This window comes from Caballeronia sp. RCC_10 (genome assembly GCF_041360715.1).
In the GTDB taxonomy this organism is placed as follows: domain Bacteria; phylum Pseudomonadota; class Gammaproteobacteria; order Burkholderiales; family Burkholderiaceae; genus Caballeronia; species Caballeronia grimmiae.
Window position 1 is genome coordinate 151738 of the sequence record NZ_JBFUPT010000006.1, and the last position, 12854, is coordinate 164591.

The following is a 12854-nucleotide window of genomic DNA, read 5'->3' on the forward strand; positions in this document are numbered from 1 at the left end:
GCCGCATCGCCATGGAAGAACTGCGGCATGTGCTGAGCGAACTGGTGATCGAGCGCGTGGGCTTCGGCATCTTCGTGCTCGATCGCGATCTGAACGTGCTGATGTGGAATCGCTTCATGGCGGATCACAGCGGCAAGACGGCCGAGCAGGTGACCGGCAAGTCCATTTTCGCGAGCTTCCCGGAGTTGCCGCGCGTGTGGCTGACGCGCAAGGTCGAGAGCGTGTTTCAGCTTGGCAGTTTCGCGTTCAGTTCCTGGGAGCAGCGGCCGTATCTCTTCAAATTCGATCATGACCGGCCGATTACGGGCGGTGTCGATTTCATGCAGCAGGACTGCACGTTCATGCCGCTCGCACAAGACGGCGAGGTGCGCGCGGTGTGTGTGACGATTTCCGATGCGACCCACGCGAGCATGATGCAGCGCGCCCGCGACGAGGCGGTGGCGAAGCTGCAGGAATTCGCGGATCGCGACGGGTTGACGGGCATTGCAAACCGGCGATATTTCGATCTTCGTCTGAGCGACGAGTTTTCCCGCTGGCAGCGGTATGACGGTGATTTGTCGATGCTGCTGTTCGATCTGGATCACTTCAAGCGGATCAATGACGAGCTTGGGCATCTCGTGGGCGACACGGTGCTGCGGGTGATGGCGGCGCGCGTCGCCGCGGCGGTGCGGGTGCAGGATGTGTTCGGGCGCTTTGGCGGCGAGGAGTTCGCGCTGCTCCTTCCCTGTACCAGTTTCGACGATGCGATGATCGTCGCTGAGAAAGTGCGATGTGCTATCTGCGAGACGCCTATCGATGTGCAGGGGGCGCGGGTGCCCGTCACCGCCAGCGTCGGGGCGGCTTGCGCGAAGCGCGGAGTGACTACTTCGTATGAGGCGCTCATCAATGAGGCTGATGCTGCTTTGTATGCGGCCAAGCGGCAGGGGAGGAATCGGGCGATCGGGTTTCGGTGAGTTTTCTTGTCGTTGAGAGTTGGTTTTGCGTTGGTCTTAGCTGTCGACCGACTGGCGCTATAGCGCCTTACTCCAATCCCATGCAAGAAAAGTAACCATCGAATCTTGAACGAATGAGACTGAAGCGATATTCCAATCGCTACCCCAATTTCGCCTCCGCGCTGACGACCCTCGAAAAAGGACTCTGTGTCACTAGAACGTCGCGCTCCGTTCACTTCACAAGTAGGCGGAATCGCCGAAACCCATATCCGTTTAAGTCCTCCGCGCGTCTTTGCCAAACACAAATATTCTAGCGCGCTTCCTTGATTGTGATTCAGACGATAAAGCCCCCGTCGTTCGTCCGATTCGCGGCGTTGAACGGTTTTTTCGCTGGGTGTTCACTTTGTGGAATGAACGCGACACGATAGTCTCACGCGTACAAAACCAATTGATAAATCAATTGCTTCCAACAGCGTCAACGGCGCTGTTTGGTTGAGATCGAGCAATCCCTACAAGGTAGGTGTTAAGCACAATTCAAAATTTCGACAGCACGTCAGGCACGCGCCATAGCGTGCCGGACGCCGCGAGCCAATCGAGTGCATTTGAGCCCATGCGATTATCGATACGTCGATTATAGGGCCGTGAGCGCCTGATTTAGCCAGCGCGGCATACGCCGCGCAGACGAATGAATGCGCTATGCCGTTTCTTTCAATGCCGGTTCAAACGGCGTTGGGAAGATGTCTTGTCGAGGTCAATCGGAAGGAACTTGTGCCACGTACGCGCTTTAGCGTGGACCAGGGCTGAATTTGTCGCGCGGCTTGGCGGTAATCTGACGCGCGCGGGAAGGATCTCGTTTTATGCTCGCGTGAAGAATGCAGAGGATCCAGACCAGTAAAGGGGCATGCTTCTCCTCAGTTTCCAAATCCGTTCGACATTCCGGCGAGCGTCCTGCTTAACGAGGGAATCGACCGGCGAAACGCTCGGCACGCTGAGCACGCGTTACGGCTTCGATCCTGCGGATGTTGGTCCGTCGTTGGCAGTCTCCACTACCGAGAACCCTTGTTCTCGCAAGTTCGCGCTCCGGTGAGTTGAGAAGCCGCGCCCCTTGCTCTGACACGAAGGGCGGGAACAGCGACAGGATGGGAAGACCGGGCACATAACGATACCGGCGAGCCGTTCGGCTCTCCCGCCGGTTCCCTCATCCATTGACGAAACGAAGCACCGTGCGCCGGTAACCAAAGAAGGCGCGCGGGTTCGGAACCCAGCGCGCGCGTTGCGCGAGCGTTGCAAGTTGAGTGTGCAAACAGGCTTTACTCGACGCAACCACGCGCCGATCAGCCGAGGGATACGACGATTCCCTCTCTGAAGAGATAGGACGGTGACATTTTGTGCCAACCGTGGCGGTGATGCTCCGTCTTGGCGTAGCCTTTCCGCGCAGTTTTGACTCGTACTACATAAGGATAACCAACCATGCGGGATATAACAGGCCGCGAGGTTGCGCGCCTCGGCGACGCAACGGACCACGGCGGGACGGTCATTCAGGCCGCTACCGAACTTCAGCACATGGGCATCGCTACGGCGCTCGACGGGCATCTGACCGAGTGCCCGAAGTGCGGCGGGGCCTATCCCATCATCGCTACCGGAACACGCACGCATAAAGGCGTCAAGGTCGCATTGATCGGCGACAAGACCGCGTGCGGCGCGACGATCATCGGAGCCTGACGCGTATGGCATGGTCTGCCGAAACTCACACCATCACGTTCAAAAGTCCGGCCCTTCCAGAAATCGTCGGCCGGGGATATGGCGGAGAAGAACTTCGCGAACCCATGCTTACCGTGCGCAGCATTCGCGGACGGGAAGCGGTCGGTGAGCTGTTCGAATACACCGTGCTTGCTCAGGTCGAGCGTCCTGACTTCCTGCGGAACCCGAGCGATGCGGCACAGGTCGATCTGGAAGAAATCGTCGGCACGAACGGCACGGTTGCGATCGAAGTGACCGGAATCGGCACGTTCCGCGCCGGTCAGCAAGGCGCTACCGGCTCAGCTAACCTCGGCGCCGATACACGCTACATCAGCGGGCGTATCGTCTCGGCGAGGATCATCTGCACCGAGGACCGCGCCGCAGTCTATGAGTTCGTGCTGCGCCCTTCGGTATGGACGGCGACGCAAAACAAGAACTCGCGCATCTTCAGCGGCGACGTTACCGATGTGCTTCAAAAGCTGCTGGGCAGGTATGGCGTCATCGACTGGCGCATCGCTGGCCCGACGGGAGGCAAGAAGCATTACCCGCCGCGCGATTTCATCCGGCAGGCGTGGGAATCGGACTGGAATCTGGCGCTTCGGCTAATGGAGGAATGGGGTCTGTTCTTCTGGTTCGAACACGACAAGAAGGGTCACACACTCGTCGTTTCCGACACGCTGGGCGGTTTCCATCCTCATGGCGTCGCTTATGAAACACTGCGCTATCACACGGGGGGGCGAATCGATGAGGAGCACATCAGCGAACTGTCGCTGACCTACACCTTGACGGCGGGTAAGGCGACCGTCAACGACCACGATTACATGAAGCCGCGCCTTAGAAAGAGCAACGCGGGGTTGCGCGAGGAATACGAGGACACGAACGGCACCGCCAAACGCGGCATCGAGATCTACGCGCCCGCCGAATTCGCTCAACCCGAAGCCGACAATAGCCCGGCCAACGATGCGCGCGAAGAAGGTAGACATCTAGCGCGCGTGAAACTTCAGGCCGCGCGCTGCATGGGACTGCGTGCACATGGCAAGGGGCATCTGCGCGGACTCCAGCCGGGTCGCTCGTTCACGCTGGCCGGCTATCCGCAGACGAAGGCCAATCGTGATTATGTCGTGCTGATGTGCGAACTGGAAATGACCGAAGTCGGTACGTCTTCAGGTTCATGGCGTCAGTACGCGGTCAACACCACGTTCGAGTTGCAACCGGACACCGAGTACTACCGGCTCCCCCAAGTCACGCCACGCCCCCACGTCGATGATGAATACGCGGTGATCGTCGCGCCGGAACATCATCCGAACCAGCACTATGAGACGTGGATCGATGACAAGAATCGCGTCCGCATTCAGTACGACTGGGATCGCGAAGCCCGTTACGACGGCGCGACTTCAATCTGGGTGCGCGTCGCCTCGCAATGGCAGGGCGGTCAAATGGGGGTGGTCGCGCCCGGACGCGCTGGACAGATGGTGATCGTCTCCCACGTCCACGGTGATCCCGACAGGCCGTACGTATCAGGGTTTGTCGTTGACCGCTGGAACATGCCGCCGTGGGAACTTCCCCGCAATGACGCGTTAATTGGAATCCGCAGTCAGAGCCTGGGCGAGAGCATGGCATCGAACCACGTTGTGCTGGACGATACCTATGGACAGATGCAGGCGCAGCTTGCGAGCGATCATGCAAAATCCAGCTTGACGCTAGGATTCAACACGCGCATCGATGGCAATAAGGGAAGGCAGGAGGCGCGCGGCGAAGGGTTCGAGTTGCGCACCGACGCGCACGGCGTCGCGCGTGCAGCCAAAGGGCTGCTCGTCACGACGGAAGCCCGATCAAACGCGCAGAACCACGCGCTGGATATGGGCGAGACGATTGCACGGCTGACGCAGGCGCGCGACCTTCACGAGAGCCTGTCGGAGTCGGCTCAGCGGCACGGTGCGCAGGATGCCACGCACAATCAGAACGATGCCACGCTCGCGATCAAGTCTGCCAACGATGAGATTCGCGGCACGGGCAAGGGAAGCCCGTACAGCGGCGGCTATCCTGAGTTTGCCGCGCCTCATCTGACGCTCGCCAGTGCTGCGGGGATTCAGACCACGGCGGCGGGCAGCACGCACATTGCAAGCAATCAACACTTTGCAGTAACGAGCGGACGCAATGTCAGTATCGCGGCGGCCGGCTCGATGTTCGCGAGCGTGGTGAACACGTTCTCGCTCTTCGTGCATAAGGCCGGAATGCGGCTTGTCGCTGCGGCGGGAAAGATACGGCTGGAGGCGCAGAGCGACGGTGTCGAGATTGTCGCGCGCAAGGATGCGGATATCGTGAGCGCGGATGGCTGGATCAATCTAACGGCGGCCAAAGGAATTCGTTTGAACGGCGGTGGCTCTGTGGTCGAAATCAGCCTTTCCGGACTACGCGGCTTCACTGGGGGCGAGTTTCTTGTTCACGCGGCTAGCCACGGAACAGACGTGCCGCAAGCCAGGCCGGTCCGTTTGCCGGTTTTGCCCGAGCAACCTGGAATCTTGGCGGCTCATCACGTGCTGATCGAGCACGACACGGGCTTTGTTCTACCGAATCAGCCCTACCGCATTACGGTAGATGATGGGCGCGTGCTTGAAGGCGTAAGTAACGCGCTTGGCGAAACGGAAATTGTCACAAGCAATGAGGTAGCGCTTGCGACAGTGGAACTGTTTGCCGCCAGCGAGCCCGACAGGGTGATCGCGGTCAATCAATCCATCATTGCTCGCGACGTGGACAGAAAAATCAACGTTGCAGCGCCGAATCCGAACGTCAAGAGCGCGGACGTTGGAGGAAAGAAGGCATCCGCGCCCGCACAGGTTGCCACTTCCGAAGGACAACCCCCGTTGTTCGCCTCGTGTGATCCGATGAACTTCGGGCTGCGCTCTTATCACTTCATTAAGGATGCGAAGCAAGAGGATTCGAGCATGCCAATTCGGAGGGACGTCGAGTATCCCGTCACAAAGACCTATACGGCTGCAATCAAAAAGAAGCTTAAGGGAATCGATTGGGCAGAGTTGAAGTCGCCAGACGGTCAGATTTCAAGGGAACTTAAAAATGCGATCGAGGTGGCGGTCAAAGCCACGCTATCGATCGCCTTGAAGGAGGGACCTTTCGGAATGCCAAGAGATGCGATGCCAGAAGTGCAAGTTCCAGATTTCGAGACTGCGGTCAAGCGGTATTACATGCGTCCTGACGTCAGCGCCTCGTTCGTCTCACGTGTTTGGGTGATTGCGATCCATGAAAAAGAGATTGCTAAAATCATCGCGGCAAGCGCAGACCCGATTCAGCTCGATAGTCAATTAAAATCGAGTGCCGACATGCTGTATCACGAGGCACGTCACTGCCAACAAGTATTCTGGATGATCACTCTCTTGAGACAACACCAAGTAGATTACGCATCCCTGTCTCAAATCGGTCGAGTGTTCAAAGACATCACGCCCGAACCGATTTTCGAGAAAGCCAACTCAGTTTCGATTCCGAACGATGATCGGGTGGTAAAGGGGCTGCACAAGATGTTGGTGTTTTACTACTACTGGACGATTTCTTTCATGCAAGAAAATGGCGGCGCAGACCTAGAATCTGATGTTGCTATTGCACAAGCCCAGGTCTGTAAACTTCTCAATGTGTCGACTGAGACAGCGGCAAAGATGGTTACGTTCGAACAAGGTTATCGGAGTCAGCTTCATGAAGAAGATGCTTACGCATGCGCGGAAGTGGTTCAAGCTTACTGGGACTATCCTGATCGCGCTTTGGTGCGGAATCCCGGGACATGCACAGACGCTTATCTCAACGCCGTTACCAACATCGGCGCGAGAGGGTGAAATGAACATAACGCAACACAAGCAACAAGCAATCGTGCATCGCTTACTGCTCGATACCATGGTAATTCTTCGTGATGACGCCACGTTTGAGCCGCGGAAAAGCAGTCTTGGTGACCTGCTTTTTATCAACGATACTAATTACGAAATAGGTAAAAGGTACTCTTTCGATAACAATGCTATTCCGAAAGCAAGAATTGAATTGTCTACGATCGATGATCCCGATGACTACCGCTCGGATCGTCAAAGGGTCCGCGTCGTTCCATTCGAACTGGAATTCGGGGTGAGTCCCGCCTTGGCGGATATGAACGCATCCACCATTAAATCATTGCTACAGCTAGAGGACTTCTGGGTCAGCGATGGCGAAATCATTCACGAAAACAAACTGACCCGGTCCCCGCAAACGCCGGACGTACAAGTCTTTAGATACCGTTCTAAGAACGTCGAAGGTAGCAAGTTTCCCGTCAGCGTAGAGCTTGAGTACTACGACCCGATCGATGGTACGTCTCCGCCTGAACTAGTGCATGTTTCTCTGCGTCGCGCATATTCGATGCTGACGCCAGAGGAACGCGAGCAGAAACGATTAGAACAGGAGCATGCAAAGCGCGCGAAGTACGGCTACATGAGGCTGCGCACCGGCATGCTGTGTCCTGAGACGGGATGGTGGGAAGGATGGGCGGCAGAAGGCCAAATTGACAAGCAGGTGGTTCGGCAAAACACGTTGTTCCCGCAAGCGGGCTTCGGGCCGAACCGTTCCGCGCCGGACGGGGCGCGATTTGTCGATGCTCAGTGGATGTGGCACGGCCCATACCATGACGAAACATCGCAATAGGAGCACAACGGGCGCGGTCGCCAGTATGCTCCGTGATATTCCGTCCATCCGGCTCAATACCGAAGCCGAAAAGCGCGCGATCATAGACCGGCTAATGTGCGGGGAGATTTCGATGCACGACGCCGCGTTAGAGCGTGGCGTCAGTCCCGTTACGTTACGCGGCTGGCTTCATGAGTTGGGCTACGCGGAGCGGTACTATGCCCGTCGCGGGAGGCTTTACCGGAAACTTCGTGTGCAAGTGCTGCAATCGCGGCAGGAGAGGCGGCAGCCAGCCTGAACGTACGGCGCGTCCACTCAGGGACGCGCCGCCTCTTCGCTGTCTTCCTCTGCCTCGCGTTCCTCTAGCTCGCGGACCTCGATAATTCCATCGGGTTCCGTCTCCAAGACTTCAGCCGCCCCGGTTCTAGCATTGCATCGTTGACGGTATCGCGGTTGACAGTCACGCGCGCGTGCGTCTTGCCTTGGTCTTCGATCTTAAGTTTCATCGCTGGATGAATCGTGGGGCGGTCGTTGATGACGTCGAGCGATCAGCTAGCGCCACGCCGCCGCCATGCCCGCCCGAATCGCTAACGCTGCTGTAACTGCCTTCGATGTTGACGAGGTGCAGCCGTTGCCGCCACTAGCGCGAACAGTACGGCAACGATCCGACGCTTCATGTTTGCACCTGCGCGTCTGTTGAGGACACTCGCCAATACTCCGCCGACCAATAGACCAAGACGCCTGAGCCCGCGCCGGCCGCTTCTCCGGTCTTGCGCCCATCGCTCGCCCGCGCAGTAGGGACGCCGGACGACGCGTTAGCCAGCGTGGCGACGGTGCACGATTCAGTCGGATGGTTTGCCCTCAAGTTGTAACGCGCTCGAGCCGTCATCCTTGCGCTTGAAGCTATGCGAACCCGTCTTGAAGAAATAGGGTCATCGTGCTATTGCCGCCCAGCCGCATTACCAGCGGCCCGCCTGTGGCCGTGAGGAACAGCATATGAAGTATTTGCTCTAGAAAGGCAGCGGGCGTCTGTGGGTGGTGTCGAACAAGGCGGCTCCCAGAACGTTCGCGCTCAGCGGGGGAGTGGCAGCGCAATAGACCGAGGCAAACACAGGCTCAACGACAATCAAGAAGCCAACCCGCGAACAACAAACCTGAAACCCTGCCAAGCAGCACCTCACCCCCCGCGAACAATTGCTATACTCTTTGCCGCTTCCGGCGCAGCCATCCTTGGGTGCCAGCCGGCCCACGCCGGCTGTCCCGTCGGCTCTGCGCGAAGCTTCGAAACTTAAATCTTGCCCTTGGGGGCGCCACAGCGGAGTCCGTCTTGGCCGTTTCCAACATCATCGCCGACGAATCCACCACCGACGCCGCAAAGGCATCGTCGGGAAGTTCGTTCTATCTTGCGATGCGCATCCTCCCGGCTGCCCAGCGAGACGCGATGTACCAGATCTACGCCTTCTGCCGCGCCGTCGACGACATCGCCGACGAAGGCTCGCTGCCGCGACGGGAACGCGCGCTCGCACTCGAACGCTGGCGCGAAGACATCGACGCCTGCTATCGCGGCGCGCCCCCACGCTCGCTCGAACCGCTCACTCGCCATATCCACGCGTTTCAACTCTCGCGCGACGACTTTCAGGCCGTCATCGACGGCATGGCGATGGACGCCGCCTGCGACATCGTCGCGCCCGACGAAGCCACGCTCGACCTCTACTGCGATCGCGTCGCAAGCGCAGTCGGGCGGCTATCGGTGAGAATCTTCGGGATGCACGAGGACGCCGGCCGGCGTCTCGCGCATCACCTGGGCCGCGCGCTGCAACTGACCAACATCCTGCGCGATATCGACGAAGACGCCGCCATCGGCCGGGTCTATCTCCCGCGCGAACTGCTCGCGCGCGAAGGCATCTCCACGAGCGATCCGGCCACCATCGTCGGCGATGCGCGCCTGCCGCGCGTCTGCGCCGTGCTCGCCGAACGCGCGAAAGGCCACTACGCGCAGTCCGACATCATCATGGCCGCCTCGCCGCGCCACGAAGTGCGCGCGCCGCGCATCATGTCGGCGGCGTATCGGACCGTGCTCGATGCCAATCTCAAACGCGGCTTCGACCTGCCGCGCACGCGCGTGCGCACGCCGCGTGCGCGTCTGCTGTGGATCGTGGCGCGCAACCTCCTCTAATGTCCGGGCAGGTCTTCCTGGCCGGCGCCGGCCTCGCGTCCGCAGTCCAGGCGCAACGGCGCGGCGCGTGCGTCGCGGCAATCGGCTTATCCGGCACGGATTCAAAGGAACAGGTAAGCTCCCTCGCTTTCGACGGCGCGGACGAGTCCGTATCGGTCGAGCCAGGCGATGAAACCGTGCTCGCCATGACGCCGGCTGTCGCGGCGATCGTGACCGTGCAGTTCGCGGTCGATGTGCCGATCGCCTTCGCCGGCTCCGCGCGGCTGACGTTCTTCCTGAACGGCGCGTCGCACTGGCTCCAGGCGAGCGATGGCCGGCTCACCGCCAGCATCGCCAATGCAGATCACCTGCTCGCGACGCCGCACGAAGCCATCGCGGCCAGCGTCTGGCGCCAAGCCGCGAAGGCGATGCGCCTGCCGGAAGCGCCGATGCCGCCGTGGCAAGTCGCCGTCGAAGAGCAGGCGACGCTCGCCGCCGCGCCGTCGCAGAAAGGCTTGCGGGCCGCGACGCGCACGCGCCGGCCCAACTTCACGCTCGCGGGCGACCGGACAGCGACCGGCCTGCCCGCGACGATCGAAGGCGCTGTCCGCTCAGGCCAACAGGCCGCGGATGTGCTGATGAACCCATCGATGGAACGCTGATGAACGATTTATCCCTGTCGGCCGTGGGCGCGCCGGTATCGAACGCCGCGCTGGACCACGCCGTCACCGAAGCCACCGACGCGCTGCTCGCAGCGCAACATCCCGACGGCTACTGGCTGTATGAACTCGAGGCCGACGCCACGATTCCGGCGGAATACGTGCTGCTCGTCCACTATCTCGGCGAAACCGCTGACATCGCGCTGGAAGCGAAAATCGGCCGCTATCTGCGGCGCATCCAGCTCGACGACGGCGGCTGGCCGCTCTTCACCGACGGCGCGATGGACGTGTCCGCGTCCGTGAAGGCGTATTTCGCATTGAAGATGATCGGCGATTCCCCCGACGCCGAACACATGCAGCGCGCCCGCCGCGCGATTCTTGCCGCCGGCGGCGCGGAGAAGGCGAACGTCTTCACGCGCATCCTGCTTGCGCTGTTCGGCGTGGTGTCCTGGCGCGCGGTGCCGATGATGCCCGTCGAAATCATGCGCCTGCCGGTGTGGTTCCCGTTCCACTTGTCCAAGGTGTCGTACTGGGCGCGCACGGTCATCGTGCCGCTGCTCGTGCTCAACGCGAAGCGCCCGAAGGCGCGCAACCCGCGCGGCGTGCGGATCGACGAAGTTTTTCGCGATTCGCCCGTCAACACGGGCATGCCGCACCGCGCGGGGCATCAGAGCCGTGGCTGGTTCGCGTTCTTCCGCGTGGTCGATTCGATCCTGCGCGCCACCGACGGCGCCTTCCCGAAGGCGGGCCGCGAACGTGCGATTGCGGAAGCCGTGCGTTTCGTCGATGAGCGTCTCAACGGCGAAGACGGCCTCGGCGCGATTTTCCCGGCGATGGCCAATTCCGTGATGATGTACGACGTGCTCGGCTATCCGCCGGAGCATCCTCATCGCGCCATCGCGCGCAAGTCGATCGACAAGCTGCTTGTCATCGATGAATCCGAAGACGGCGAAGCGTACTGCCAGCCGTGCCTCTCGCCGGTGTGGGATACGTCGCTTGCCTCTCACGCGCTGCTCGAAACCGGCATGCCGAAGGCGCGGGCGGCGGTGGCGCGCGGTCTCGAATGGCTGCGGCCGCTGCAGATTCTGGACGTGCGCGGCGACTGGTTCCTGCGCCGCCCGAACGTGCGGCCCGGCGGCTGGGCGTTCCAGTTCGCCAATCCGCATTACCCGGATGTCGACGACACCGCCGTCGTCGCGATGGCAATGGAGCGCGCCGATCGCGAGAACGGCACGGCGATGTACGGCGAGGCGATCTCGCGGGCGCGCGAATGGGTCGTCGGCATGCAAAGCAGTGACGGCGGCTGGGGCGCGTTCGAGCCGGAAAACACGCAGTTCTATCTGAACAACATCCCGTTCTCGGATCACGGCGCGCTGCTCGATCCGCCAACCGTCGATGTCTCCGCCCGCTGCCTTTCGATGCTCGCGCAGCTCGGCGAGACGCCCTCCAACAGCGAGCCCGCGCGCCGCGCCCTGGAGTACGTCGTGCGGGATCAGGAGCGCGACGGTAGCTGGTACGGGCGTTGGGGCATGAACTACATCTACGGTACGTGGTCGGCGCTGTGCGCGCTGAACGCAGCCGGCGTCGCGCCGACGGATGGCCGCGTCAAGCGCGGCGCGGAGTGGCTCATCGGCATCCAGAACGCCGACGGCGGCTGGGGAGAGGACGGCGACAGCTACAAGCTCGACTATCGGGGCTACGAGCAGGCGTCGAGCACCGCTTCGCAGACGGCGTGGGCGCTGCTCGGGCTGATGGCGGCGGGGCTCGTCGAGCATCCGGCGGTCGCGCGGGGCATCGCCTATCTCGTGCGGACGCAGACCAAGGACGGCCTGTGGGACGAAGCCCGCTTCACGGCAACGGGCTTTCCGCGCGTCTTCTATCTGCGATATCACGGCTATCGCAAGTTCTTCCCGCTTTGGGCGCTCGCGCGCTATCGCAACCTGACGCGCGAAGGTCAGACGCGCGTCACGGTGGGCATGTGAACACGCCGCGCGGGCGACGGGCGGACGGCGTGCCCGTCGTCGCGGTGACGGGCATGGCGTTCGAGGCCAAAATCGTGCGCGGACGCGGCGTCGATGTCGTCTTTGCGGCGCGGTCGGACTGGCTGGAGCGCGCGTTATCGGATGCGGTGGCGCGCGGGTGCTCGGGCATCATCAGTTTCGGAACGGCGGGCGGACTTGCGCCGGATCTTGAGCCGGGCGCGCTCATCGTCGCGCAAAGCGTCTGTGGTCCGTTCGGCACCCTGCCGACGGATGACGCGTGGAGCGCGCGCATCGTCGAGGCGTTCGCCGGCACGCCGCTCGCTCGCCTCACGCGGCGCGGCCCGATGGCGGGCGTCACCGCGCCGGTCAAAAGCGAGGCCGACAAGCGCTCGCTGCATTCGTCGACGGGCGCGCTGGCCGTCGATATGGAATCGCACATCGCCGGGGCCATCGCGACGGCGCGCGGGCTGCCGTTCGCCGTATGCCGCGCGGTCGTCGATCCCGCCTGGCGCACACTGCCGCCCGCCGCGACCGCGGGCTTGCGCGACGACGGAACCACGGCCATCGGCCCGATTCTTCGCGAACTTTCGCGCCAGCCTTCGCAGTTGGGCGCGATGCTCAGGCTCGCGGGCGATGCGCGCGCCGCCCGCACGACGCTGGTGCTTGCGCGGCAGGCAATGGAAACAGCAGGGGCGCTTTCCTCCACCTAGAGCCTTGCATTCTGCGGGTTAACCCT

The 12854-nt window shown here is 61.4% G+C and carries 8 protein-coding genes; all 8 read left to right on the forward strand.

The genetic code is table 11. The features are described from left to right. Positions 1-11: 11 nt before the first annotated feature. The 8 genes from AB6804_RS14010 (at position 12) to AB6804_RS14045 (ending at position 12828) form a co-directional block, all read left to right on the forward strand. Positions 12-953 (forward strand): diguanylate cyclase, encoded by a 942-nt coding sequence (locus AB6804_RS14010; protein WP_370886935.1) that lies wholly within the window; start codon positions 12-14, stop codon positions 951-953. Between the two features lie 1449 nt (positions 954-2402). Beyond that, entirely contained in the window at positions 2403-2654 is a 252-nt protein-coding gene (locus AB6804_RS14015) for a PAAR domain-containing protein (RefSeq protein ID WP_370886936.1), read from the forward strand. 5 nt (positions 2655-2659) lie between these two features. After that, positions 2660-6514 carry a type VI secretion system Vgr family protein gene (locus tag AB6804_RS14020; RefSeq protein ID WP_370886937.1) on the forward strand — a complete coding sequence of 1285 codons (3855 nt, stop codon included), beginning with the start codon at positions 2660-2662 and terminating at the stop codon, positions 6512-6514. A gap of 1 nt (position 6515) precedes the next feature. Beyond that, positions 6516-7343: a hypothetical protein gene (locus AB6804_RS14025; RefSeq protein ID WP_370886938.1), complete on the forward strand. Its 828-nt coding sequence runs from the start codon at positions 6516-6518 to the stop codon at positions 7341-7343. Positions 7344-8649: 1306 nt separating this feature from the next. Further along, a complete protein-coding gene (hpnD, locus tag AB6804_RS14030; protein WP_035962893.1) occupies positions 8650-9498 on the forward strand; it encodes a presqualene diphosphate synthase HpnD in 849 nt (282 codons plus the stop codon). Next, on the forward strand, positions 9498-10139 hold the full coding sequence (locus tag AB6804_RS14035; protein ID WP_370886939.1) for an FAD-dependent oxidoreductase: 642 nt from the start codon (positions 9498-9500) through the stop codon (positions 10137-10139). The genes hpnD and AB6804_RS14035 overlap by 1 nt, the downstream gene beginning before the upstream one ends. Further along, on the forward strand, positions 10139-12118 hold the full coding sequence (shc, locus tag AB6804_RS14040) for a squalene--hopene cyclase (protein ID WP_370886940.1): 1980 nt from the start codon (positions 10139-10141) through the stop codon (positions 12116-12118). Before AB6804_RS14035 ends, shc begins: the two co-directional genes overlap by 1 nt. A 53-nt stretch (positions 12119-12171) precedes the next feature. Next, positions 12172-12828: a phosphorylase gene (locus tag AB6804_RS14045; protein ID WP_370887044.1), complete on the forward strand. Its 657-nt coding sequence runs from the start codon at positions 12172-12174 to the stop codon at positions 12826-12828. Positions 12829-12854: the final 26 nt, after the last annotated feature.

What these genes read in the sequence shown, in the direction of transcription:
- AB6804_RS14015 (WP_370886936.1), top strand. Translation starts at nt 2,403, where the DNA reads ATGCGGGATATAACAGGCCGCGAGGTTGCGCGCCTCGGCGACGCAACG.
- AB6804_RS14045 (WP_370887044.1), top strand. Translation starts at nt 12,172, where the DNA reads ATGGCGTTCGAGGCCAAAATCGTGCGCGGACGCGGCGTCGATGTCGTC.
- AB6804_RS14020 (WP_370886937.1), top strand. Translation starts at nt 2,660, where the DNA reads ATGGCATGGTCTGCCGAAACTCACACCATCACGTTCAAAAGTCCGGCC.
- shc (WP_370886940.1), top strand. Translation starts at nt 10,139, where the DNA reads ATGAACGATTTATCCCTGTCGGCCGTGGGCGCGCCGGTATCGAACGCC.
- AB6804_RS14025 (WP_370886938.1), top strand. Translation starts at nt 6,516, where the DNA reads ATGAACATAACGCAACACAAGCAACAAGCAATCGTGCATCGCTTACTG.
- AB6804_RS14035 (WP_370886939.1), top strand. Translation starts at nt 9,498, where the DNA reads ATGTCCGGGCAGGTCTTCCTGGCCGGCGCCGGCCTCGCGTCCGCAGTC.
- AB6804_RS14010 (WP_370886935.1), top strand. Translation starts at nt 12, where the DNA reads ATGGAAGAACTGCGGCATGTGCTGAGCGAACTGGTGATCGAGCGCGTG.